Annotated in this window: 16 protein-coding genes; 9 read left to right on the top strand and 7 right to left on the bottom strand. The window is 59.9% G+C overall.

The window, feature by feature from the left end; all coding sequences use genetic code 11:
- Positions 1–85: 85 nt before the first annotated feature.
- The 5 genes from E4O98_RS11530 to E4O98_RS11510 all read right to left on the bottom strand — a co-directional run bounded on the left by E4O98_RS11530 (position 86) and on the right by E4O98_RS11510 (position 12,718).
- Positions 86–4,759: an SET domain-containing protein-lysine N-methyltransferase gene (locus E4O98_RS11530; protein WP_032880487.1), complete on the bottom strand. Its 4,674-nt coding sequence runs from the start codon at positions 4,757–4,759 to the stop codon at positions 86–88.
- A gap of 111 nt (positions 4,760–4,870) precedes the next feature.
- On the bottom strand, positions 4,871–9,970 hold the full coding sequence (locus E4O98_RS11525; protein WP_248135058.1) for an SET domain-containing protein-lysine N-methyltransferase: 5,100 nt from the start codon (positions 9,968–9,970) through the stop codon (positions 4,871–4,873).
- Between the two features lie 309 nt (positions 9,971–10,279).
- Complete coding sequence (locus tag E4O98_RS11520; RefSeq protein WP_005789338.1) at positions 10,280–11,086, bottom strand: sulfite exporter TauE/SafE family protein; 807 nt, start codon at positions 11,084–11,086, stop codon at positions 10,280–10,282.
- Positions 11,087–12,331: an FAD/NAD(P)-binding oxidoreductase gene (locus tag E4O98_RS11515; RefSeq protein WP_248135055.1), complete on the bottom strand. Its 1,245-nt coding sequence runs from the start codon at positions 12,329–12,331 to the stop codon at positions 11,087–11,089.
- 51 nt (positions 12,332–12,382) lie between these two features.
- Entirely contained in the window at positions 12,383–12,718 is a 336-nt protein-coding gene (locus tag E4O98_RS11510) for a metalloregulator ArsR/SmtB family transcription factor (RefSeq protein ID WP_005789341.1), read from the bottom strand.
- 94 nt (positions 12,719–12,812) lie between these two features.
- Here E4O98_RS11510 and E4O98_RS11505 point away from each other — a divergent pair, with 94 nt between their 5' ends.
- Positions 12,813–13,676, top strand: a complete 864-nt coding sequence (locus E4O98_RS11505; RefSeq protein ID WP_032880479.1) for an MBL fold metallo-hydrolase — start codon at positions 12,813–12,815, stop codon at positions 13,674–13,676.
- A gap of 121 nt (positions 13,677–13,797) precedes the next feature.
- Here the strand turns inward: E4O98_RS11505 and bkdR are convergent, their stop codons facing one another.
- Positions 13,798–14,286: a Bkd operon transcriptional regulator BkdR gene (gene bkdR, locus E4O98_RS11500; protein WP_005789440.1), complete on the bottom strand. Its 489-nt coding sequence runs from the start codon at positions 14,284–14,286 to the stop codon at positions 13,798–13,800.
- 195 nt (positions 14,287–14,481) lie between these two features.
- Here bkdR and E4O98_RS11495 point away from each other — a divergent pair, with 195 nt between their 5' ends.
- The 6 genes from E4O98_RS11495 to E4O98_RS11470 all read left to right on the top strand — a co-directional run bounded on the left by E4O98_RS11495 (position 14,482) and on the right by E4O98_RS11470 (position 21,098).
- Entirely contained in the window at positions 14,482–15,717 is a 1,236-nt protein-coding gene (locus tag E4O98_RS11495; RefSeq protein WP_005789442.1) for a 3-methyl-2-oxobutanoate dehydrogenase (2-methylpropanoyl-transferring) subunit alpha, read from the top strand.
- A gap of 1 nt (position 15,718) precedes the next feature.
- Entirely contained in the window at positions 15,719–16,777 is a 1,059-nt protein-coding gene (locus E4O98_RS11490) for an alpha-ketoacid dehydrogenase subunit beta (RefSeq protein ID WP_005789444.1), read from the top strand.
- Positions 16,778–18,040 carry a dihydrolipoamide acetyltransferase family protein gene (locus tag E4O98_RS11485; protein WP_248135052.1) on the top strand — a complete coding sequence of 421 codons (1,263 nt, stop codon included), beginning with the start codon at positions 16,778–16,780 and terminating at the stop codon, positions 18,038–18,040. It begins immediately after the preceding gene.
- A 4-nt stretch (positions 18,041–18,044) separates the two neighbouring features.
- On the top strand, positions 18,045–19,424 hold the full coding sequence (gene lpdA, locus E4O98_RS11480; protein ID WP_248135049.1) for a dihydrolipoyl dehydrogenase: 1,380 nt from the start codon (positions 18,045–18,047) through the stop codon (positions 19,422–19,424).
- 204 nt (positions 19,425–19,628) lie between these two features.
- The gene (locus E4O98_RS11475; protein ID WP_005789450.1) at positions 19,629–20,648 is read left to right on the top strand and encodes a branched-chain amino acid aminotransferase; all 1,020 of its coding nucleotides are present in this window, start codon (positions 19,629–19,631) and stop codon (positions 20,646–20,648) included.
- 171 nt (positions 20,649–20,819) lie between these two features.
- Positions 20,820–21,098, top strand: a complete 279-nt coding sequence (locus tag E4O98_RS11470) for a hypothetical protein (RefSeq protein WP_050549410.1) — start codon at positions 20,820–20,822, stop codon at positions 21,096–21,098.
- Between the two features lie 40 nt (positions 21,099–21,138).
- Here the strand turns inward: E4O98_RS11470 and E4O98_RS11465 are convergent, their stop codons facing one another.
- Entirely contained in the window at positions 21,139–22,026 is an 888-nt protein-coding gene (locus tag E4O98_RS11465) for a GNAT family acetyltransferase (RefSeq protein WP_248135046.1), read from the bottom strand.
- A 326-nt stretch (positions 22,027–22,352) separates the two neighbouring features.
- Between E4O98_RS11465 and E4O98_RS11460 the strand changes: the two genes are divergently transcribed.
- A complete protein-coding gene (locus E4O98_RS11460) occupies positions 22,353–23,249 on the top strand; it encodes a hypothetical protein (RefSeq protein ID WP_032880472.1) in 897 nt (298 codons plus the stop codon).
- A complete protein-coding gene (locus E4O98_RS11455; protein ID WP_148853563.1) occupies positions 23,246–24,637 on the top strand; it encodes an alginate export family protein in 1,392 nt (463 codons plus the stop codon). The genes E4O98_RS11460 and E4O98_RS11455 overlap by 4 nt, the downstream gene beginning before the upstream one ends.
- Positions 24,638–24,724 lie beyond the last annotated feature (87 nt).

Genomic DNA, 24,724 nt, shown 5'->3' with positions numbered 1-24,724 from the left:
TCTTTCCATGGCGAACGCACAATTGATCTTCAAACGGCCGAAAGGCGGCATCGGCTGGCCCACTGCCTGCGCCGAGCGGCTCACCTCAACGATCGGGGTCCGGCTTGATCGCTATCTCAGGCACAGGGTTATAGAACGGCCCATAGTCGAGCAGCAATTCATCACCTTTCTTGATGTCTTTGAGCGCCACATAGAACGTCAGGTTTTTCCCGACCGCCACGGAAACGACATTGTTCGACTTCCACGCTGGCCCATTGCGCAGTTGCGAGGTATTGATCAGGCTCAGAGTGTTACCCGTGTGCAGCCCACTCACCGTACGCACACCCGAACGTGTACCGAACAGGTAAGTCAGTACAGCCCGGGAGCCTTGCTTACGTTGCTCCTTGAACAACGACGCCTCGTCTGCATGGTACTTGCCGGCATACGGGCCAAGCACTTCAAATTGGGGGATATCGCGCCGCGCCCACACCGATGCGCCGCGCGCCGGCCCACCATCATCCAGCGGCGTGACCACTTCCAGGACTTCATCAAACCGGGACTGGTGCTGGCATTCGGTCCGCAGCCAGTCTTTGATCGACGCCTTGATCCGGGCTGATACGCGTGCCTTGGTTGCGCTATCCAGACCGTCAAGCACACCATTCCAGTGGGCGATACGGATGTCCTCGATAGGGCCTTCAAGTGATTGGGTCAAGCTGAGCCTGGGGTTCGTCGGGTCCTGCAGAATCGGCAGAGTATTGTCGATCTGATGACGAGGTAGTACAGGGGAAACGTCGGGTTCAACCTTGATAACGACGATGTCCGAAGACGAACCTGGGATCTGTTCGCTGTATGGCGTGTCGGTGGGAGTGTTCAGATCCGAAGATTTCGACGGCGGCGGATCCAGAGGGTCTTGCGCAGGCCGTTTTCGTGTTGCACTCGCAGCCGGTTGCTCGGGCACGGGGAGCTGCGGGATATCTTGCTCTGCCCGATTGAGGCGTTGCACGGTCGCCGCTTTTAAAGAGCCATCGGCGTTAACGTACTGATGCCAAGTGTTTGGGTTGAGCCCATGTTGGCTCAAAAACTGCGACTGCGTGACTGACCTGTTCGATTGAGCGAAGAGCGCCCGCCACTGGCGTAGATGGTCATCAGTAAGCGCGGTATAGGTGAGACCGGCCGCCCTGTTCAACAACGCTTCACCGGCCGGCCCAAGGCCACCATCTTGCCGCACACCATTTTTGAACGTACTCGGATTAAGGTGATGATGGCCGGCAAATCCGTTCATGGTCATTGCGTCACGCGCCTGCTGCGTCTTGCTTTGCCAATCACGTATATGCGTTTCGGTCAGTGTATTGAAGGGTGTATTGGCCGCGCGGTCGCGCACAATCTTGCCGGTATCACTCAACTGGCCGTCAGGCTGCACATAGTAGGCAAAGGTTTTCGGCGAGAGGTTCCTCTGTTGGGCAAAGTCTTCACGGGTAATGCTTCGCGGTTGCGCGGACGACAACGCCTCCCACTCCTGTAGATGTTCACCCGTAATGATCTGTTTGCGTGCCGAAGTCTGGAAGGTGGGGGCGAGCGCGGTGTTTTGCTCGGCCTGATTGAGACGTCGCACGGCCGCCTCTTTCAAGGAACCATCCTTTTTAACGAAGCGACTCCAACTGCCTGGGCTGAGCCTGTGTTGGCTCATGAACTGCGCTGATGTCACTACGTTGTTCGGTTGTGCCAAGAGCGTGCGCCACTGGTGTAGATGCTCATCGGTAATTACCTCATAGGCAGTACCGGCAGCCCTGCCCAATAGCTCTTCACCCTCTGGCCCCAGGCTGCCATCGACCCGCACATAATTTTTGAGCGTATGCGAATTCAGGTGATGATGAACGGCAAACCCGTCTAAGGTCATGGCGCCACGCTCATGCCGAGTCAAGCTTCGCCAACTCTGGATATGCGCTTCGGTCACCTTGTTGAACGGCGTGTTGGCGGGGCGGTTGCGCACGATCAAGCCAGTCTCGCTCAGTCGACCGTCAGCTTTCACACAGTACTCAAACGTTTTCCAGGGCAGTTGGTGCTGGCGGGCAAAACCCTTGGGGGTAAGCCTTATTTGCTCCTGGCGCGGCAATGCTTCCCACGCCTGCAAATGTTCAGCGGTGATTTGCTTTGCACCACCGGTTGCCCCCAGGCGGTGCCATTGGTCACCCTGTATATGCTGGACCAACAACTCGGTCTGCCGGTTGTTGTGATAAACCCGGGCCTGCACAACGCCGTCCTCCGTGCGCGACACCTGGCGGACTTCGTACACCGCCGCCTTACCGTGGCTGTCGATATGACGTATATGAGACAGGTGCCCATCGGCGGCCACATACACGCCCTGGCCATTACGTGAAAGGCCAGCAATACGCGACTCAGGCACGTTGAACTGACCAAACCATTCATGGCTCAGTTCGCTCACTTCTTCGAGGTGCGGAGCGCCCACCTTACCGGCGACAGCCTGGGTTGCGACCACGAACTCTTCGAGCGGGCTGCCATAGGGTCGCATCGCGTCGGCATCAAAAGCATACCAATGGCCGTTCTTGAGTACGGCGGCTCCCTCCACCGTCTGTTCGGCCACCTTCACCACGCCTGTCGCCGCTGCGTCATACTGCTTGCTGATCGCCTTCAATACGTCGTAACTGCCGGTGGCACCTCTGAGTTTATTGACGGTTTTGGACAGTACATACAAGCCGCCGCTGCCCACTAGCCTTGCCAAATCCCCCAAACCACCCACCGGATTGAGCAAGTCAATCGTGGCGACACCAATGACTTTGGCAGCCTTTAGCACCTTTGCACCGCTGGAGAGAACAGCGCTGCCGATCTTGAGCAGTTTTCCAGCCGTGGCGGCCCCCGCAGTAACAAAGCCGAAGATGTCCAGCATGAGATCAAATGCTGCCTCACCATATTTACCATTCTGAATATTGACGATGGCCGATCTGAAGGGGATCAGGTTCAACAAAAAATCGTTCAACGGCTTGGGGCTGTAATACTCGTCGAGGGGTGTCTGCCCGCGCGCCTGTTCTTTTATAGCGGGATCATCGAGATCAAGGTGTTGGACAAAGGCGTCGGCAATCGAACGGGATCGAGCGCTGGTGAAACTATTCACAAGTGCGTCACTCAACGGGCGTTCACGACCCAGATCATCTGCGTTATGACGGGGCGTGAACGCTTTGGTCGTAGAAACATTTTTGCCTGCCCTGGACTCCTGAACCTGCGCTGCGTACACGCTCGCCCTTTCAATCGAGCCTTTATTGAAGTCGATGACGTAGGCTTTTGTTGTGCCATGCCATTCAGTTTTGACCAACAGTCCAGGTTTATTTTGAGCCTGCGTATTATTGAAATGACCATCCATGACGTATGAGCCTTCTTGGAAAAAGCTGATTTTTCCAAACTCCAAGCTCCTCCTATCCGCAGATGGTAGCTGCGAGATCAGGTGCCTGACGGTTGTATTGATGGCAGCCTTTTTTGCTTGGATGGCGCTGGTGAACTGCTGTTCGAAAGCCTCCCGAACGCCGAACGTAGGATTATTGTTCAGCGCCTCTACGGGGATGCGGGAGTCGCTCGACTTCAGCGGCCTCGGATTCGGCAAGTCCATCTTGGCGTAGTCCAAGAGTGAATGTGTGCCGCTTATCCCGTTTTGCCCGTGCTCCACGCGAGACGCATCAGTGCTGAGTGCTTTGACTTCAAACAGCGCGCCCAAGTCTCCAAACCGCTCCTGCAACTTGAACTGTGCGATTTCTGTTCGCGTCGGTATTGCCTTGTCCAGTATTTTTGAAGCAGACATCCGCTCATCAAGCTGTTGGTTGAACTCGGTTCTGACGGTTTCAAGTTGTGCAGCGGTGTAGGTGTCAGCGTTTCTTTTGGGGATGATTTCATTCGCAACGCCCCAATCGAGTAACGCGGCAGCCTGGGCATGCTGAGTGGCCACAGGGTCAACCCGTCGGGCGTTTTCAGCCTCGCTCATGACCTGCGCAAACGTCATGCCGGGAACTTTGCCCGGTGCCTGCGCTTCGCTCGTCATGGCGGCAATGGTCAGGTTGGCCCAGGCCTGGCTGCCGACTTTCACCGTCGGGGGAATGTCTTTGATCAGAAACTGCGGAGCCGACTTGGCCAGCAACAGGTACGCACCGACTTTTGCCAGCGCAACGCTGGTTTTGCCGGTGCGACTTAAGTGTTCGGCCAAGCCTTCCACGACTGCCGATGGGGGGTGGCCCCAATAATGGTCACTGGCAAGGTCGAACCCAGCTATTTTGTTGCGCGCCGGGGCGCTGATCGACTCATGATCCATCTGCAACGCGATGCCTGCCAGCAGGTAATCCGTCACGCTGCTCGCGCTGTCAATGCCCTGCATTCTTTGTTGCAGCGCTTTGCCCATCCGTTGTCCCTGAGGGGAACGGATCAGTGCTTCGAGCATCTTGGCAGGGTCGTCCTGCACAGACGCCGGGAGAGGCTGGCGATACCGCAAGAACTCCAGCACGCCGCCTTTGGTTTGCATCACCAGCGGCTGATCGCCCAGATGATGTGCGTGATTCATCGTGATAAGACGCAAGCGTCGTTGTTCGTCTGCGCTCAAGGGAACCGGCCAGGACAATGCCCCGCCCAGATGCCCCAGCGAGGGGGCGGGGTTGCCGGGCAACGGCACATCCTGGTTGGGAGGCTGGGGAGTCAACGAGGTGTCGGTCACGGGCGCCGACTGATTTTCAGCAGCAGGCGGTGAAAGCGAAAAATGCGTGTGTGCCGCGCTAATGCTTGTCATAAAAAACGACCTGTCCATTGTCGAGGAAGCGTCCTGACGAAAGCGCCTGCTGGCGCTTTCGCTCATTCATGGGGTGCTAGGGGGCGGAGGCTGACGCGCCGAGCACTGAACTCAGCGATCAGGATCCGGTTTGATCGCAATATCAGGTACCGGTTTATAGAACGGTCCATAGTCCAGCAATAACTCTTCCCCTTTCTTGATGTCCTTCAGCGCCACGTAGAACGTCAGGTTTTTCCCGACCGAGATGGACACGACATTGTTGGACCTCCACGCTGGCCCATCGCCCACTTGCGAGGTGTTGATCAGGCTCAGGGTGTTGCCCGTGTGCAGCCCACTCACCGTCCGCGTACCCGAACGGGTACCAAACAGGTAGGTCATTACAGCCCGCGAGCCTTGCTTGCGTTGCTCCTCGAACAACGACGCCTCGTCTGGGTGATATTTGCCTGCATACGGACCAAGCACTTCATATTGAGGAATATCGCGCCGCGCCCACACCGAAGCGCCGCGAGCCGGCCCACCATCGTCCAGCGGCGTGACCACTTCCATAGCCTCCTCAAACCGAGACTGGTGTTGACCTTCGGTTCGCAGCCAGTCTTTGATCGATTCCTTGATCTGGGCTGAAACGCGCGCCTTTGTTGCGCTATCCAGCCCGTCAAGCACACCATTCCAGTAGGCGATACGGATGTCATCGATAGGACCTTCAAGTGCTTGAGTCAAGCTGAGCCTGGGGTTCGCCGGGTCCTGCAGGATCGGCAGTGTGTTGTCGATCTGATGGCGGGGCAGTGTCTGGAAATCACTGGGCTCAACCTTGATAACGACAGGCGGGACTGCCAACGTTGGCCCCGGGGCCTCTACGCCCTGAGGCGTATCGGCGTGCAAGGTCAGATCCGCAACCTTCGCTTGCGGCGGGTCCAGAGACTCTGATGCCGGTCGTTTTCGTGCCGTATCCACAGCCGGTTGCTGGGGCGTGAGACGCGGTCCAGTGTTTTGCTGTAACCGTTCGAGACGTTGGACAGCAATCGCTGTAAAGGAGCCGTCACTTTTAACGTACTTCGTCCAGACGCTTGGATTGAGCCTGTGCTGGTGCAAGAACTGCGCTTGCGTCATTGAGTTGTCCGCATTGGTGGCACGCACTTGCCACTGGCGTAAAAGGTCACTGGTGATCCGCCTATAGGTGCCATCGGTTGCGCTGCTCACCAGTGCTTCGCCGGTGGCCGACAGGCTACCGTCTGCCCGTACATGTGATCTGAATGAGTGTGCACTGAGGTTATGGTGACCGGCAAAACCTTCCCTGGTCATGGCGTCCCGCGCCTGCTGTGTCATGTTTTGCCACGCCTGGATGTGCGTTTCGGTCACCTTGTCAACCGGTGTGTTGGCCGCGCGGTCGCGCACAAGCTCGCCGGCAGGGCTCAGTTTGCCGTCAGGCTGCACGTAGTGATCAAAGGTTCTATGGGAGATGTGTCTATGTCGGACAAAGTTCTTACGGGCAGAGCCTTGCTGTTGCGCAAGCGGCAGCGCCTCCCAGTCGCGCAGATGCTCGGCGGTGATCAATAGCATCGGCGCCCTCGGAGCATGGGCCGCGGGCCCCAGTGCAGCGCGCTCAACACGTTCCCTGGCGGTGTTTTTCAAGGAGCCGTCAGGGTTGACCCAGTCCCTCCACGTAGCAGGATGGAGCCCGTTCTCGCGGGTGAACTGCGCTTGCGTGACCGCGTTATCCGGGCTCTCGAAGTGCGCTTTCCATTGGCGAAGATGGTCATCGGTAATTCTGTTAGGGACGACCCCGGCTACCCTGTCCATCAACTCCCTGCCGACTGGCCCCAAGGTCCCATCTCGCCGCACATGCGTTTTGAACGAGCCCGGATTGACGTGATAAAGCTCGGCAAACCCTTCGAGGGTCATTACGTCACGCTGCGCCTGTGTCATGTCTTGCCAGTCACGGATATGGGTTTCAGTCACCGTATAGAAGGGCGTGCCGGGCAGGCGGTCGCGCACTGCCACACCGGTAGCGGTCAGTTGACCATTGGGTTGCACGTAGCGCTCAAAAACTCTCGGGTGGAGGTGTTTTTGCCGGGCGAACCCCTCACGGGTAAGGCTTTGTTGTTGCTCCAAAGACAGCGCCTGCCAAGCGCGCAAATGATCAGCCATGGAGGGCGGGGCCTGGCCTGCGGACGCCAGTGCGGCATTTTGCCGTGCCTGTTCCAGGCGCTGCGCGCCCATTTCCTTTAAAGAACCATCCGCCTTGACGTACATCTCCCAGCTACGTTGGCTGAGCCCGTGTTGGCTAACAAACTGCGCAGACGTCAATGTGTTGTCCGGGCTCCTGAAAAGCTCATCCCACTGGCGTAAATGATCATCGGTAATTTGGTTGCTTCTAGGGGCGACGGACGACTTGAGCAACGCTTCGCCCCTGATCATGGGGGTGCCATCCCGGCGCACATAACTTTTGAATGTTCCTGGTCGAAGGTTATGAAGGCCGATAAATCCGTCCAAGGTCATTTCGTCACGCGCCGCTTGTGTCATGTTTTGCCAATCACGCACATGCGTTTCGGTCACCTTATCGGTGAATGCGTTGGCGGGGCGGTCACGCACGATCACACCGGTATCGCTCAACTGGCCGTCAGGTTTCACGTAGTACTCAAAGGTTTTCTGGGGGAGGTGATTCTTTTTGGCAAAGCCCTTTCGGGTAAGACTGGCCTGTTCATCCGGCGACAACGCCTCCCAGGCCCGCAAATGTTCAGCGGTGATCTGCCCGCCACCGGGCGCCCCCAGGCGCTGCCATTCGTCCCCTTGTACATGCTGGACCAGCAACTCGGTTTGCCGGTTGTTGTGATAAACCCGCGCCTGCACAACACCGTCGTCCGTGCGCGAAACCTGGCGCACCTCATATACCGCTGTATCACCGTTGCTGTCGGTATGGCGTATATGCGACATGTGCCCATCGGCCGCCACATACACCCCCTGACTATTGCGTGACAGCCCCACGATTTTGCGGTCTGGCACTTTGAAGTGCCCGAACAGCTCATGGCTCAACTCACTCAGCCCATCAATGTGCGCCGTGTCCACCTCACCGTCGACAGCCTGGGTCGATACTTTGAACTGCTCAAGCGGGCTGCCATAAGGTCGCATGGCGTCAGCGTCAAATGAATACCACTTGCCGCCTTTGAGCACAGCAGCCCCTTCCACTGTCTGGCCTCCCACCTTCAAGGTGCCTGTTGCCGCGACGTCGTACTGTTTGCTGATAGTTTTCAACACGTCGTAGCTGCCAGTGGCGCCTCTGAGTTTGTTGACGGCCTTGATGCCTTTGGACAGTACATAGAGGCCAGCGGTACCCACCAACCTGGGCAAATCGCCCATCCCTCCCACAGGGTTGAGCACGTCAATGGCCGCCACACCGATGACCTTGGCCGCCCGCAATGCCTTGGCGCCGGTGGAAAGCGCCGAGCGGCCGACCTTGAGCAATTTTCCGGCGGTGGCGGTGCCGGCGGTAAGAAAGCCGAAAACATCCAGCAAGAGATCGAAAGCCCCGTCCCCGTACTTGCCGTTTTGAAAATTGACAATGGCGGACCTGAAGGGGATCAAGTTCAACAAAAACTCGCTCAACTGCGCGTTCGCCGTGTCCAAGGCCGTCTGCCCACGGGCTTGCAACTTGATAGCCGGATCGTCGAGATCCAAGTGCTCGACAAAGGCCGTGGCAATCCCATGGGATCGAGCACTGGTAAAGCTCTCCCATGGCCCGTTATCCAACGGGCGCTCACGCCCAAGATCATCTGCTTTGTGGCTGGGCGTGAACGTTTTGGTCGTCGTTACCTTGTTGCCAACCCTGTCCGCCCTGATCTTCGTATCGTAAAGGCTCGCTGTTTCAATCGTGCCTTTATTGAAGTCGATGACGTAGGCGTGCGACACGCCCTGCAGTTCAGTTTTAACCAGCAGCCCCGGTTTATTTTGACCATACGTATTATTGAAATGACCATCCATGACGTATGAGCCTTCCTGGAAAAAGCTGATTTTCCCAAACTCCAGGCGCTGGCGATCTTCCAACGGCAGTTGCGAAATCATGTGCCTGACCACTGTATTGACGGCGGCCTTTTTTTCCTCGATCGCACGGCTGAACTGCCGTTCGAATTCAGCCGGCACGCCAAACTGCCGGTTGGCGTTCAAACGCGTCAGCACCCTTCGCAGGTCATTGCCCTTGAGTGAACTGCTCGGTTCATACGCCCTGAAGAGCCGGGGTTCCAGCCAGTCGATCATGGCGATATCCAATAGCGAAATCCCTCCCCCTTCAATCGCCACGTAGTGCTGATCAATCGCGAATGCTTTCTCTTCGAAAAATGCGCCAAGGTCGCCAAAACGCTCCTTGAGCTTGGCCAGTGCGATCTCTTTTCGAGTGGGCAGTGCTGTGTCCAGTGCCTGGGAAGCAACGAGCCGGGCGTCCTGTTGCGCGTTGAATGCGACCCTTGCCGATTCAAGTTGCGCGGGGAGATAGTCGCCATCCTGTCTTTTTGTGAGCACGCCGCTCGCCACGGCCCAGTCCAGCAATGCCAGGGTTTGTGCCGCTTGGGTAACTGCAGGGTCGACCCGCTGCGCTTCTTGCGCCTCACTCATGACTTGGGCAAACGTCATACCAGGGACTTTGCCGGGTGTGTGCGCCTCAATCGTCATCGCAGCCATCGTCAGGCTGGCCCACGCCTGACTGCCAACCTTTACGGTCGGGGGAATGTCTTTGATCAGAAACTGCGGTGCCGCCTTGGCCAGCAACAGGTACGCACCGACACTCGCCAGTGCAGCGCTGGTTTTGCCAGTACTGCTCAAATGTTCGGCCAAGCCGGCCACAACCTTGGAGGCGTGGTGCCCCCCACGTGTGTCACTGCCCAGGTCGAAACCGGCAACGCTGTTGCGACCGGGCGCAGTGATCGACTCAGGGTCCATCTGCAGGGCGATAGCGGCCAGCAGGTAATCGCTTGCGCTGCTTTCGCTGTCAACGCCTTGCATGGTTTGCTGTAGCGCTTTGCCCATCCGCTGCCCTTGCGGGGAGTTGACCAGTGCCTGGAGTATTTTAGCCGGGTCGTCGCCCGCCTCTGCCGGCAGCGGCTGCCGATACCGCAGAAACTCCAGCACCCCGCCCTGGGTTTGCATCACCAGCGGCTGATCGCCAAGGGCGTGTTGGTGACTCATCGTGACAAGACGCAAGCGCCGCTGTTCGTCTGCGCTCAAGGGAACCGACCAGGATAATGCGCCTCCCAGATTACCCAGCGAGGGCGCCGGGCTGCTGGGTATCGGTCTATCCTGGCTGAGACGAGGGGACGTCATTGAGGTGTCGACGCCATCGGTCACAGGTGATGACGGATGTTCATCTGTCGGCAGGGGAAGCGAAAAATGCGTACTTGCAGCGGTAATGCTTGTCATAAAACGCCTATGCGTAGTCGAGGAGTCCGGCGCTTGCGGCCGTTCACTGAGTGTCAGCACCCAATGAGGAGGTTCCCGACCAACTGCAAGACTTCGTGACCGTGCACCGGTACCGCGTCAGAGCAACGCGCTGACAAACATGCCAATCGCCACCACCCCACACAGGCTGGCGAACCCCACTTGCAACACCCGCGCGGGGATGACCGAACACAACCGCCTTCCCGCCAACATGCCGACGACACTCGCGCCGATAAACACCCAGCCCACCGGCTCGATGCTCACGCCCGCATGAAACGCACCGGCCACGCCGATCAGCGATAGCAGGCTGACCACCATCAACGACGTGGCGACGATCCCACGCATCTGCACGTCGGTCAGTTGTTTGAACGCCGGCACGATCAGGAAGCCGCCGCCCACGCCCAGCAAGCCCGATACAGCACCCGTCACAGCTCCCAGTGCAGCCAGGGTGGCGCTGCACTTGGCGGTCCAGGAGAAGCGCCCGGTTTGTTGATCCAGCATGCAATTCTTCTGGCCCCATGAAGCGGCGCCATGGTCACTCGGCCCCGCCTCGCGCTTTTCCCGTTGCAGCATGCGCCAGGCCACCAGCACCATCAGCGCGCTGAACAACCCCATCAGCACCGGCTCCGACAGTTGGTGGGCGACGAACACGCCCAACGGCGAAAACAGCGCGCCGAGCAAGGCGATCAACAACGCCGCACGGTAACGCACCAGGCCATGGCGCAAGCCATCGATGGCCCCCACCGCCGCTGCCGCACCCACTGCGAGCAACGACACCGGCGCGGCCTGGGTCATCGTCAACCCCAGCCCCAGCACCAACGCCGGCACCCCAAGGATGCCGCCGCCCGCGCCGGTCAGGCCCATGACCAGGCCCATCAATACACCCAACAGACTGGCCAGCAGCATTCAGTCCACCTTGCTCAGACGGGTCAGCCACTCGCGGCCCTTGAGCATGCCGTTCCAGTAGAACCACGGCAGCAGCGTGGCCTTGAGGAACCACATCGAACGGCGCGCCCGAGTCGGGTCCAGGGGAAAGGTCGGCAGCAGCTTGCCGCCGTAGCCGAACTCGGCCAGTACCACCTTGCCCTTCTCCACCGTCAGCGGGCAGGAGCCGTAGCCGTCGTATTTGAGCGGCAATGGCGCCTGTTTGCGCAGGGCCAGCAGGTTCTCGGCCACCACCACGATTTGCTTGCGCACCGCGGCCGCCGTCTTGGCGTTGGTGGTACCGCACACATCGCCAAGGCCGAAGACGTGCGGGTAGCGCAGGTGTTGCAGGCTGTGGGGGTTTACTTCGCACCAGCCGGCGGCGTCGGCAAGCTCGCTTTCGCGGATAAAGTCCGGGGCCAGCTGCGGCGGCACGACGTGCAACATATCGAAGGTTTTCTCTTCGACGCTCACGTTGCCTTCGGCGTCCTTGACTTCGAACCAGGCTTTGCGCGCCGGGCCGTCGACTTTTACCAGGTTGGAGTTGAACGCCAGGCGCGCGTTGTATTTTTCGACGTATTTCATCAACGGCGGCACAAAGGTCGCCACGCCGAACAACGCAGCGCCGGCCAGGTTGAACTCCACCTCGATGTTTTTCAGTGCGCCCTGCTTGAGCCAGTGATCACAGGACAGGTACATGGCTTTTTGCGGCGCTCCAGCGCATTTGATCGGCATGGCAGGCTGGGTGAACAGCGCCTTGCCGCCCTTGAGTTGCTGCACCAGTTGCCAGGTGTAGGCGGCGTGCTCATAGCTGTAGTTGGAGGTGACGCCGTGCTGGCCGAGGGTGTCTGGCAAGCCCTCGATTTTCTCCCAGGCCAGACGCAGACCGGGGCAGACGATGAGGTTTTGCCAGGTGACGCGCTGACCGCTGTCGAGCACCAGGGTTTGCTCGTCGGGCAGCACTTCGCTGACGGCGGCCTGTACCCAACTGACGCCATTGGGCAGCACATCGGCCAGGGGGCGGCGGGTCTTTTGCAGGTCGTAGGCGCCGCCGCCGACCAGGGTCCAGGCCGGTTGGTAGCAGTGGTAATCGTTGGGCTCGATCAGGATGATGTTCAACTGCGGATCGCGCTTGAGCAGGCTGGCCAGCAGGCCGATGCCTGCCGAGCCGCCGCCGATGACTACGATATCGCCACTGATGGTCGGTCCCCAGTGTTGTTCGGTCATTGTCTACTGCCTTTTTGAGTCAATGCACACAAGGGTCGCTGCCGGATGGCGTCACGCCCAGCTTTTTATGACCGCGCCGCAATACAGCCCGGACAGGGTCTTCATCACTTGAATCACTTCATGGCTAGCCAGCCCGTAGAAAATGTATTTGCCTTCTCGGCGGGTGGCGACCAGCCCTTCATCGCGCAGGATGCCCAACTGTTGTGACAGCGTGGGCTGGCGCACGCCAGTCAGGGCTTCCAGCTCGCCGACGTTGCGCTCGCCCTGGGTCAACTGGCACAGGATCAACAGTCGGTCTTCATTGGCCAGGGCCTTGAGCAAGGAACAAGCCTTGGACGCCGACGCACGCAACTGGGCGACTTCGCCCTCACTCAAGGTAGATTCCATTTGCTTCGGGTCCTTTATGTCACTTAAGCTCAAAACATTATGTGTAAACGTAAACTGATTGTAACCACTTTTTTCTTCATTGGGGACAGCCGCCATGCCAGCGTTGATTCAAGCCTTTCTGGATGACGCATCGTCGACCTATACCTACATCGTCTATGAAGCGGATGGCGGCCCCTGTGCCATTGTCGACTCGGTACTCAACTACGACCCGGCGTCGGGGCGTACCGATACCGCCCAGGCTGACAAGGTGATCGCGTTCGTGCGCGAGCATGGCTTGCAGGTGCAGTGGTTGCTGGAAACCCACGCTCATGCCGATCATCTGTCCGCCGCGCCCTACCTGCGTCGCACCCTGGGCGGCAAGATCGCGATAGGCGAATCGATCAGCAAGGTGCAGGGTGTGTTCAAAAACCTGTTCAACCTGGAGCCGGAATTTCGCGTCGACGGATCGCAGTTCGATCACCTGTTTGCGCCGGATGAGGTCTTTCATATCGGCGGTTTGAAAGCCCAAGCCCTGCATGTGCCGGGACACACCCCTGCCGACATGGCCTACTTGATCGACGGCCGCTTGATCCTGGTGGGCGACACGCTGTTCATGCCCGACGTCGGCACCGCCCGCTGCGATTTCCCCGGCGGCGATGCGCGGCAGTTGTACGCATCGATGCGCAAGCTGTTGGCGTTCCCCTCGGATACCAAGCTGTATGTGTGCCATGACTATCCGCCTGAGGGGCGTGAGGCCAAGTGCCAGACCACTGTGGCGGAACAAAGGGCGGGGAATATTCATGTGCACGATGGCGTGGATGAAGCGGCGTTTGTAGAGATGCGTACCCAGCGTGATGCCGGGCTGGGAATGCCGACCTTGTTGCTGCCGGCGATCCAGGTGAATGTGCGGGCGGGGCATATGCCGCCGGCGGAAGAAAACGGCGTGACCTACCTGAAGATCCCCCTCAACCAACTTTGAAATACAGTAAAAAAATGTGGGAGGGGGCTTGCTCCCGATATAGCAGTGGATCAGCTACACATAAGTTGACTGTCACACCGCCATCGGGGCAAGCACCCTCCCACATTTTTACCGCGTTGAGTCAGTTGCCCAGGCTGATGCCGTTGGCTGGCAGCGGCAGCGCCGTCTTGTAGCGCACCTGCTTCAAGGCAAAGCTGGAGCGAATGTTTGCCACCCCCGGCACCTTGGTCAAAAAGTCCATCATGAAACGCTCCAGCGACTGGATCGTCGGCACCAGCACGCGGATCAAATAATCCGGATCACCCGCCATCAGGTAGCACTCCATCACCTCGGGACGGTCCGAGATCGCCCCTTCGAACTGCTGCAACGCCAACTCATTCTGCTTTTCCAGGCTTACATGGATGAACACATTGACGTGCAGCCCCAGCAGGTCAGCATCCAGCAACGTGACCTGCTCACGAATCAGGCCCAGTTCTTCCATCGCCTTGACCCGGTTGAAACACGGCGTGGGCGACAGGTTGACCGAGCGGGCCAGGTCGGCGTTGGTGATGCGGGCATTCTCCTGCAGGGCGTTGAGAATGCCGATATCGGTACGGTCCAGTTTGCGCATGAGACAAAATCACCTGTTTATTATGTTTATGCAGTTTTTTTATCCGCAAATGACGGTGAGCGCAATGAAACACAGATAAATATTCTTCTACGCCACGCCTATGATTGTTGTAGGACAAGATTTCTTCTACCCGAAGACTGACTGTCAGCTAGCGCGCCCACTACAAGAAATTCACAAGATAGAGCGTAGAAAGCCATGACCCAGCCGTATGCACCGCTGCGCCTGCACGTTCCCGAACCTTCGGGCCGTCCAGGCTGCAAGACCGACTTCACCTACCTGCGTCTGACCGACGCCGGCCTGGTACGCAAACCCGCCATCGACGTAGAACCCGCCGACACCGCCGACCTGGCCAAGGGCCTGATCCGCGTGCTCGACGACCAGGGCCAGGCGCTCGGGCCGTGGGCCGAGGGTGTTTCGACCGAGATCATGCGCAAAGGCATGCGCGCCATGCTCAAGACGCGCATCTTCGACAACCGCATGGTGGTCGCCCAGCGCCAGAAAAAAATGTCGTTCTACATGCAAAGCCTTGGCGAAGAAGCCATCGGCAGCGCCCAGGCCCTGGCCTTGAACATCGACGACATGTGCTTCCCCACCTATCGCCAGCAAAGCATTCTGATGGCCCGCGACGTGCCGCTGGTAGACCTGATCTGCCAACTGCTGTCCAACGAGCGCGACCCGCTCAAGGGTCGCCAGTTGCCGATCATGTACTCGGTCAAAGAGGCGGGCTTCTTTACCATTTCCGGCAACCTCGCCACCCAATTCGTGCAGGGCGTGGGTTGGGGCATGGCTTCGGCGATCAAGGGCGATACCAAGATCGCCTCGGCCTGGATCGGCGACGGCGCCACCGCTGAATCGGACTTCCACACCGCCCTCACCTTCGCCCACGTCTACCGCGCGCCGGTGATACTCAACGTGGTCAATAATCAATGGGCCATCTCCACCTTCCAGGCCATCGCCGGCGGTGAAGCCACCACTTTCGCCGGACGCGGCGTGGGCTGCGGCATCGCCTCCCTGCGGGTAGACGGCAATGACTTTATCGCGGTGTATGCCGCCTCGGCCTGGGCTGCCGAACGCGCACGGCGCAACCTTGGGCCAACGTTGATCGAGTGGGTCACCTACCGCGCCGGCCCGCACTCCACCTCCGATGATCCGTCCAAATACCGCCCAGCCGACGACTGGAGCCACTTCCCCCTGGGCGACCCGATTGCCCGTCTCAAGCAGCACCTGATCAAGATTGGCCAGTGGTCCGAAGAGGAACATGCGGCGGTCAGTGCCGAACTTGAAGCCGAAGTGGTCAAGGCGCAGAAGGAAGCCGAACAGTACGGCACCCTCGCCGGCGGCCAGATTCCAAGCGCCGCGACCATGTTCGAGGACGTCTATAAAGAGATGCCGGAGCACTTGAAGCGCCAGCGTCAAGAGTTGGGGGTGTGACATGAACGACCACAACAACAGCATCGAACTGGAAACCGCCATGACCACCACCACCATGACCATGATCCAGGCGCTGCGCTCGGCCATGGATGTGATGCTCGAACGTGACGACAACGTGGTGGTGTTCGGCCAGGACGTCGGCTACTTCGGCGGCGTATTCCGTTGCACCGAAGGTTTGCAGACCAAATACGGCAGCTCACGGGTGTTTGACGCACCGATCTCGGAAAGCGGCATCGTCGGCGTAGCCGTGGGCATGGGTGCGTATGGCCTGCGCCCGGTGGCGGAAATCCAGTTCGCCGACTACGTCTACCCCGCCACCGACCAGATCATTTCCGAAGCGGCGCGCCTGCGTTATCGCTCGGCCGGCCAGTTCACCGCGCCCTTGACCATGCGTATGCCCTGCGGCGGCGGCATCTACGGCGGCCAGACCCACAGCCAGAGTATCGAAGCGGTGTTCACCCAGGTCTGCGGCCTGCGCACGGTGATGCCATCCAACCCCTACGACGCCAAGGGCCTGCTGATTGCCTCCATCGAGAACGATGACCCGGTGATCTTCCTGGAACCCAAGCGCCTGTATAACGGCCCGTTCGACGGCCACCACGATCGCCCGGTAACGCCGTGGTCAAAACACCCGCAAGCGCAGGTTCCGGACGGTTACTACACCGTGCCCCTGGACGTGGCCGCCATCGTGCGCCCAGGTTCGGCTGTGACGGTGCTGACCTATGGCACCACCGTGTATGTGTCGCAAGTTGCCGCCGAAGAAACCGGCATCGACGCCGAAGTCATCGATCTGCGCAGCCTGTGGCCGCTGGATTTGGAAACCATCGTCAAGTCGGTGAAAAAGACCGGACGTTGCGTGGTGGTGCATGAAGCCACGCGCACCTGCGGCTTTGGCGCCGAACTGGTATCGCTGGTGCAAGAGCACTGCTTCCACCACCTGGAAGCGCCGATCGAGCGCGTCACCGGTTGGGACACGCCCTACCCGCACGCGCAGGAGTGGGCGTATTTCCCAGGGCCGTCCCGAGTGGGCGCGGCGTTGAAACGGGTCATGGAGGTCTGAATGGGCACGCACGTTATCAAGATGCCGGACATTGGCGAAGGCATCGCGGAAGTTGAATTGTCGGTGTGGCATGTGAAGGTCGGCGACCTGGTGGTTGAAGACCAGGTGCTGGCGGATGTGATGACCGACAAGGCGATGGTGGATATTCCCTCGCCCGTCCACGGCAAGGTGATTTCCCTGGGCGGCGAGCCGGGTGAAGTCATGGCGGTGGGCAGTATTTTGATCAGCATTGAAGTGGAAGGCGCAGGCAACACCAAGGATGTGCCGGTGGCTGCCGAACCGATGAAGACCGCGCCCGTGGCCGAAGCCAAACCGGCACCCGCACCGGTAGAAAGCAAACCCGCGCCTGCCGTGAAGGCGCCGCAAGCACCCGTGGCCCGCGACGCCAGTGAGCGCCCCTTGGCCTCCCCGGCCGTGCGCAAGCACGCGCTGGATGCCGGGATTCAACTGCGTCTGGTCCATGGCACAGGGCCTGCGGGCCGGATTCTGCACGAAGACCTGGAGGCGTACCTGCACCAGGGGCCGGCCACCAGCGCCAGCGCCGCCAACCCTTACGCCGAGCGCAATGATGAACACCAGATCCCGGTGATCGGTATGCGCCGCAAGATCGCCCAGCGTATGCAGGACGCCACCCGGCGCGCCGCGCATTTCAGCTACGTGGAAGAAATCGACGTCACCGCCCTCGACGAGTTGCGCGTGCACCTCAACGAAAAGCACGGTGCGACACGCGGCAAGCTGACCCTGCTGCCGTTTATCGTACGGGCCATGGTGGTGGCGCTGCGCGACTTCCCGCAGATCAACGCTCGCTACGACGACGAAGCCCAGGTCATTACCCGCCTCGGCGCGGTACATGTGGGCGTCGCCACGCAAAGCGACGTGGGCCTGATGGTACCGGTGGTGCGTCACGCCGAGGCCCGCAGCCTGTGGGGCACTGCCGAAGAAATCGTGCGCCTGGCCAACGCCGCACGCACAGGCAAGGCCAGCCGTGAAGAGCTGTCCGGCTCGACCATCACCCTGACCAGCCTGGGCGCCCTGGGCGGCATCGTCAGCACGCCGGTGCTGAACCTGCCGGAAGTGGCCATCGTTGGCGTCAACCGCATCGTCGAACGGCCCATGGTGATCAAGGGCCAGATCGTGGTGCGCAAGATGATGAACCTCTCCAGCTCCTTCGATCACCGCGTGGTCGACGGCATGGACGCGGCGCAATTCATCCAGGCCATTCGCGGCCTGCTCGAACAACCCGCCAGCCTGTTCCTGGAGTAAGGGCATGACTCAGACATTGCACACCACGCTGCTGATTATCGGCGGCGGCCCCGGCGGCTATGTGGCGGCGATTCGCGCCGGCCAGCTGGGCATCCCCACCATACTGGTGGAAGGCCAGGCACTGGGCGGCACCTGCCTGAACATCGGCTGCATTCCGTCCAAGGCGCTGATCCATGTAGCCGAGCAGTTCCAGCAGACCGTGCATCACAGCCAGGGCTCACAACTGGGCATTGAAGTGGATGTGCCGACCCTGGACATCCGCAAAAGCGTGGAATGGAAAGACGGCATCGTCGATCGCCTGACCACGGGTGTCGCCGCGCTGCTGAAAAAACACAAGGTGCAGGTCGTTCACGGTTGGGCCAAGGTTATCGACGGCAAGACTGTCGAGGTGGGCGACCAGCGCATCCAGTGCGAACACCTGCTGCTGGCCACCGGTTCGAAAAGTGTCAACCTGCCGATGCTGCCGATTGGTGGGCCGATCATCTCGTCCACCGAAGCCTTGGCACCGACCCGCGTGCCCAAGCGCCTGATTGTGGTGGGCGGCGGTTATATCGGCCTGGAACTGGGTATCGCCTATCGCAAGCTCGGTGCCGAGGTCAGTGTGGTCGAGGCCCAGGAACATATCCTGCCCGCCTACGATGCCGAGCTGACCTTACCGGTGGCCGAGTCCCTGAAGAAACTCGGGGTGAAGCTGTACCTTGGGCACAGTGTCACCGGCTTTGCCGACAACAAGCTGCAAGTGCGTGCGCCCAATGGCGACACCTTGGCGCTGGACACCGACCAGGTGCTGGTAGCCATTGGGCGCAAACCCAACACCCAAGGCTGGAACCTCGAAGCGCTGAACCTGGACATGAACGGCGCGGCGATCAAGATCGACAGCCGCTGCCAGACGAGCATGCGCAATGTGTACGCCATCGGCGACCTCAGCGGCGAGCCGATGCTGGCGCACCGGGCCATGGCCCAGGGCGAGATGGTGGCCGAACTGATCAGCGGCAAGACCCGCGAATTCAACCCGGCCGCGATTCCAGCGGTGTGCTTTACCGACCCGGAACTGGTGGTGGTCGGCAAGACCCCGGACGAGGCCAAGGCTGCCGGGCTGGACTGCATCGTGTCGAGCTTCCCGTTCGCCGCCAATGGTCGGGCCATGACGCTTGAGTCCAAAGCCGGTTTCGTGCGGGTGGTGGCGCGGCGTGACAATCATCTGATTGTCGGTTGGCAAGCCGTGGGGGCTGGGGTGTCCGAGCTGTCTACCGCGTTCGGCCTGAGCCTGGAAATGGGCTCGCGCCTTGAGGATGTGGCCGGCACCATTCACGCCCATCCGACCCTTGGCGAGGCGGTGCAGGAAGCGGCATTGCGGGCACTGGGGCACGCCTTGCATCTGTGAAACTGCGGTGACGCTATCGCAGGCAAGCCAGCTCCCACATTTGGAATGCAGTCAAATGTGGGAGCCGGGCTTGCCCGCGATGACGGTGGACCAGCCAGTACAAAGGCTCAATGGTCCACCCACCCGCTCCCACATAAGCCAAGAATGCAGTATTGTTGCTCCCATCCAGAAAAAAATCCGACTTGACCAGAGATAGAGGGTGTCATGGGTAACGAAAGCATCAATTGGGACAAGCTGGGTTTTGACTACATCAAGACCGACAAGCGGTTTCTCCAGGTCTGGAAAAACGGCGAATGGCAGGAAGGCACCCTGACCGACGACAACGTGCTGCACATCAGCGAGGGCTCCACCGCCCTGCACTATGGCCAGCAATGCTTCGAGGGCCTGAAGGCCTATCGCTGCAAGGACGGTTCGATCAACCTGTTCCGCCCGGACCAGAACGCTGCACGTATGCAACGCAGCTGTGCCCGCCTGTTGATGCCGCATGTGTCGACCGAAGACTTCATCGACGCCTGCAAACAAGTGGTCAAGGCCAACGAGCGCTTCATCCCGCCGTATGGCAGTGGCGGCGCGCTGTACCTGCGCCCGTTCGTGATCGGCACCGGTGACAATATCGGCGTACGCTCTGCGCCGGAGTTCATCTTCTCGGTGTTCGCTATCCCGGTCGGGGCCTACTTCAAAGGCGGCCTGGTGCCACATAACTTCCAGATCTCCACCTTCGACCGCGCTGCGCCGCAAGGCACCGGTGCCGCCAAGGTCGGTGGCAACTACGCCGCCAGCCTGATGCCGGGCTCTGAAGCGAAGAAATCCGGCTTCGCCGACGCGATCTACCTGGACCCGATGACTCACTCGAAAATCGAAGAAGTCGGCTCGGCCAACTTCTTCGGGATCACCCACGACAACCAGTTCATCACGCCGAAGTCGCCTTCGGTGCTGCCAGGCATCACCCGCCTGTCGCTGATGGAACTGGCCCAGACCCGCCTGGGCCTGGACGTGGTCGAAGGCGAAGTGTTCATCGACAAACTGGACCAGTTCAAGGAAGCCGGCGCCTGCGGTACTGCTGCGGTGATTTCACCGATCGGCGGCATCCAGCACAACGGTAAGATGCACGTGTTCCACAGCGAAACCGAAGTCGGCCCGGTTACCCAGAAGCTCTACAAAGAACTGACCGGTGTGCAGACCGGTGACGTTGAAGCGCCCGCGGGTTGGATCGTCAAGGTTTGAAAATGATCTGAACCTGCCACTTCAGAAAAGGCCCATTCACCGCTGTCGGTGAATGGGCCTTTTTTATGCGGTGGGTTACTGGATGTGCAATCACCTGTGAAGATTGACAGTAGACAGTAAAAATCGGCACACCTAAGTTAACTCTCCTTCTAAACCCAGCAGGAGCCCATCATGGCGATCTATGAATTACGTGTGTCCGCAGAAGATTTCGAGAATGACGGTAGTAAAGAAATCGTGATGGAAACTTACATTAACAACGACCTTGATTGGGCCGTTTACGCGTCATCCAGCAAGCACGACGGGATTTACGATACCGCCTCGGCACCCGATGACGTCGACGGCGATGGAGACTACGATAACGATGACAAGGCGCTTTACCTGAACGTAGCCAACGCTTTCGCCAAAATGACAGCCTATGCCATAAAAAAACGAAAAAAAGCGAAGAAATAAAGCTCACCAGCCATGACCAGGTTGCCGTCGGTCATGCGCGTCAACCGTTGATATTTTCTGCAATCTTCTTGCCCATACTGATCCTCGGCTCCACCCCATACCCCAACGCCTCATAAAACCCCACCACAACGTCATTGCCGCCGGTGATCTGCAGGTTGATCTTCATGCAGCCCAAGGCCGTCAACGCCTGCTCGGCATGGCGCACCAGCGACGATCCCAAACCATGGCGACGATAGTCGGCATGCACCGCCACCGAGTACAACCAGCCACGATGGCCGTCATAGCCCGCGAGAATCGTACCAATCACGGTTTTCTTGTCGGTGGCCACGAAGAACAGCCCATCGTTGACCGCCAGCTTCTTGTCAATCGCCAGGCTCGGCAGGTTGTGCGCGGTGTCATAGCCAAACGCCTGCTGCCATAACTCAATCACTTGGGCGCGATGCTGCCGGTCGCGGTAGAGGCCGATGGGATGCCGTGACAGCAAGGTCTTTTCCATGACCAGCGTGCGCTCGTTGCCATGGTAGACATCGCGCACGGTGTGAAAACCCAGCTTGCTGTAGAACGGCTCGGCGGTCAGTGATGACGGCACACTCAACACCGTCACCCCGGCTTCGCGGGCACGCAGTTCGATCTCGATCATCAACAAACGGCCGATACCCTGCCCTTGCAGCTCGGGATTGACGAAGACCGAACGCACCACGTTGGCATCAAGGGCAGCGGTGGCGACGATTGAATGGTCCTGGGTAGCCACCAGCACAATACGGCGGTTGAGCAGTTCCAGAACCGCATCGGGCGTGAAGTGAGTGGCGACGCGAGCAATCACATCTGCTGGATAATCCCGTGCATTGCTGCTGTGCAAGGCCGCCAGAATGACCTGGCTGATGCCCTGGGCATCGGCTGCTTGGGCGAGACGAACAACGGTCGACATGACTCCTCCTGGCTGGCGCGACTGTAATGAACACCCCACTGTGCATGTGGAAGGGAGCTTGATCCCGATAGCGGTGGGTCAGCTAAAGATAAGCTATACGCCTCGTTGATGCCCTGCATATCGATCTTTTCCACATCCCGGACAATCCTCTGTTCGGCGCAGAACCCAGCATCTCCCGGGCTTTCTGGATACGGCCGATCAGCGAACCGCAACAGGTGCGGGCAATGCCATTGACGCTGAACCGTTCAACCAAGCACGCCCATACAATCGGCGTCACCGCCCGCCCCCTAAGCTTTTGACTTTCTTAAAAGCGCTGGAGAGTAGGCATGTACAGAAAAGTGAGGGCGGTAACCCTGGCCGTGACATTGCTGGCCGGGGCCATGGCGGGCAGCGCATGGGCGGCCACGCCGGTAGTGGCTGTGGCGCCGCAATACGACACCAGCCATGTGTATGTAGCACCCGCTGATGTAGAGGGTTTTGCCCAGAGTTTCCTGGCCACGTTCGGGGGCAAGAGCACGCCCCAGGTGGTGGTCAATGTGCTGCCGGTGCCGAGCAGCACCACTTCGCAACTGTTGCAGACCCCGGCCGGCACGGTGTCACTGTTCGGCTTCACCACGCCCATCCCCCATCCTTTCGGCCAGGAGCGCAATGGTTATCTGGTCAAGGACATGGACGTGGCCCTGAAGGCAGCTCGGGACAACGGCGCTGCGGTCATCGTCAGCGATTTTCCCGATCCCATCGGCCGCGATGCGGTGGTGCAGTGGCCGGGCGGCGTGAACATGCAGCTGTATTGGCACACCAAGGCTCCCGACTACGCCGCCTTCCAGACGGTGCCGGAAAACCGCGTGTACCTCAGCGCCGATCGCGCCGACCGCTTTATCAAGGCGTTCCTTGGCTTCTCCCACGGCAAAGTGGTAGCCGATGACAAGCACGCACCTGCTGTGGAGGTGGGCCAGGCTGGCGGCACTTACCGACGCGTCGAAATCACGTCGCCCTTTGGGCGTATGGCGGTGCTGGTGACCAACGGCCAACTGCCCTACCCCTTTGGCCATGAAACCACCGGCTATGAGGTAGCCGACCTGACGGCCACCCTGGCCAAAGCCACGGGCTCGGGCGCTACCGTACTGGTGCCGAGCTTCGCCAGCAAAGGCCGTCGCAGCGCATTGGTGCAATTCCCGGGCGGTTACGTCGCGGAAATTCACCAACTCATCGCGGCGAAATGATCCGTCGTACAGGCTGGGGCCTGGCCGTGCTGTGGCCGCTGGTGGTGGGCAGCGTACATGCCGACAATCAACCGACCCGCCCGGCCATCAAGGCCAATCGCTGGCAGGAAGACTGGTCTGTGCTCAAGGATCCGGCATTGCGCACGCAACCGTTGGACAACCTCAAGTACATCCCGCTGTCCGCCGCCAACCCGTTCACCTACCTGTCCATGGGTGCGACGTTGCGCGAACGCTTCGAGATGAACGACGCCAGCGGCTTCGGCGTGCGCGATGTAGCGCGTGATCGCTACCTGATCCAGCGTTTTCAGGTGCACGCCGACTTGCACCTCAACGAACACTGGCGGCTGTTCACCCAGTTGGAAGATGTACGGGCCTATGACAAAACCACCATCGGCGGCGCCGACCAGAACCGCGTAGACCTGCGCCTGGCCTTTGCCGAATACGTGAAGACCTTCAGCGCCGGCACCTTTAAGGCTCGGGCGGGTCGCCAGGACTTTGCCTTCGATTTGCAGCGCTTTATTTCGTCGCGCGATGGCCCGAATGTGCGCCAGTCCTTCGACGCGCTGTGGGCCGACTGGGAAACGCCCCAGTGGCGTTTTATCGGGATCGCCAGCCAACCGGTGCAATACCAGGATGGCCGGCACTTTGACGACAAATCCAATCGTGACGCGCGCTTCCACATGCTGCGGGTCGAGCGGCTGGTGGGCGGCAGCAATGAGTTGTCGGCCTATTACGGCGTCTACGAGCGCCGTGCCGCCCATTACCTGGATGCCGACGGCAACGAGACCCGCCAGTTGCTCGACGTACGCCTGGGCGGCGCGGCCCGGGGCTTCGACTGGGATATCGAAGCCATGCTGCAAAAGGGGTCGGTGGGCAGCCAGGCGATCCGCGCCTGGGCCGGCGGCAGCCGTACCGGCTACACCTTCGACACGCTGGCCTGGACACCGCGCCTCGGCCTGCAAGTGGATGTCGCCTCCGGTGACCGCAAGCGCGGTGATGGCCGCGTCGGCACCTTCAACCCGCTGTTCCCCAACGGCTACTACTTTTCCCTGGCCGGTTATACGGGCTACAGCAACCTGATCCACGTCAAACCATCAATCACCGTCAAACCCATCGCCAAGCTGAGCGTGCAAACCGCTGTCGGCCTGTTGTGGCGGCAGACCACCGCGGACGCGGTTTATACCCAACCCAACCTCGCCGTCGCCGGAACGGCTGGCCAGGGTCAACGCTGGACCGGCGCCTATGGCCAAGTGCGCACCGACTACGCGTTTACCTCCAACCTCAGCGGTGCAATCGAGGCCGTGCACTACGCGGCTGGCCAGACCCTGCGTGATGCCGGTGGGCACGACAGCAACTACCTGGGCATGGAACTCAAGTTCAGTTGGTAACCTCAGGCGAGCACACCCATACAAGCCTGGGCTCAGGTTAACGGCAATAGTGATACGGTTTTTTCAGCGCTTTTTTAACTCAAGCAA

This window comes from Pseudomonas sp. W2Jun17, assembly GCF_023127795.1.
GTDB lineage: Bacteria > Pseudomonadota > Gammaproteobacteria > Pseudomonadales > Pseudomonadaceae > Aquipseudomonas > Aquipseudomonas synxantha_A.
This window is presented reverse-complemented; position numbering and strand designations above follow the sequence as displayed.

What these genes read in the sequence shown, in the direction of transcription:
- E4O98_RS11470 (WP_050549410.1), top strand. Translation starts at nt 20,820, where the DNA reads ATGGCGATCTATGAATTACGTGTGTCCGCAGAAGATTTCGAGAATGAC.
- E4O98_RS11490 (WP_005789444.1), top strand. Translation starts at nt 15,719, where the DNA reads ATGAACGACCACAACAACAGCATCGAACTGGAAACCGCCATGACCACC.
- E4O98_RS11460 (WP_032880472.1), top strand. Translation starts at nt 22,353, where the DNA reads ATGTACAGAAAAGTGAGGGCGGTAACCCTGGCCGTGACATTGCTGGCC.
- E4O98_RS11510 (WP_005789341.1), bottom strand. Translation starts at nt 12,718, where the DNA reads ATGGAATCTACCTTGAGTGAGGGCGAAGTCGCCCAGTTGCGTGCGTCG.
- E4O98_RS11515 (WP_248135055.1), bottom strand. Translation starts at nt 12,331, where the DNA reads ATGACCGAACAACACTGGGGACCGACCATCAGTGGCGATATCGTAGTC.
- E4O98_RS11475 (WP_005789450.1), top strand. Translation starts at nt 19,629, where the DNA reads ATGGGTAACGAAAGCATCAATTGGGACAAGCTGGGTTTTGACTACATC.
- E4O98_RS11505 (WP_032880479.1), top strand. Translation starts at nt 12,813, where the DNA reads ATGCCAGCGTTGATTCAAGCCTTTCTGGATGACGCATCGTCGACCTAT.
- bkdR (WP_005789440.1), bottom strand. Translation starts at nt 14,286, where the DNA reads ATGCGCAAACTGGACCGTACCGATATCGGCATTCTCAACGCCCTGCAG.
- lpdA (WP_248135049.1), top strand. Translation starts at nt 18,045, where the DNA reads ATGACTCAGACATTGCACACCACGCTGCTGATTATCGGCGGCGGCCCC.
- E4O98_RS11485 (WP_248135052.1), top strand. Translation starts at nt 16,778, where the DNA reads ATGGGCACGCACGTTATCAAGATGCCGGACATTGGCGAAGGCATCGCG.
- E4O98_RS11455 (WP_148853563.1), top strand. Translation starts at nt 23,246, where the DNA reads ATGATCCGTCGTACAGGCTGGGGCCTGGCCGTGCTGTGGCCGCTGGTG.
- E4O98_RS11465 (WP_248135046.1), bottom strand. Translation starts at nt 22,026, where the DNA reads ATGTCGACCGTTGTTCGTCTCGCCCAAGCAGCCGATGCCCAGGGCATC.
- E4O98_RS11495 (WP_005789442.1), top strand. Translation starts at nt 14,482, where the DNA reads ATGACCCAGCCGTATGCACCGCTGCGCCTGCACGTTCCCGAACCTTCG.
- E4O98_RS11530 (WP_032880487.1), bottom strand. Translation starts at nt 4,759, where the DNA reads ATGACAAGCATTAGCGCGGCACACACGCATTTTTCGCTTTCACCGCCT.
- E4O98_RS11520 (WP_005789338.1), bottom strand. Translation starts at nt 11,086, where the DNA reads ATGCTGCTGGCCAGTCTGTTGGGTGTATTGATGGGCCTGGTCATGGGC.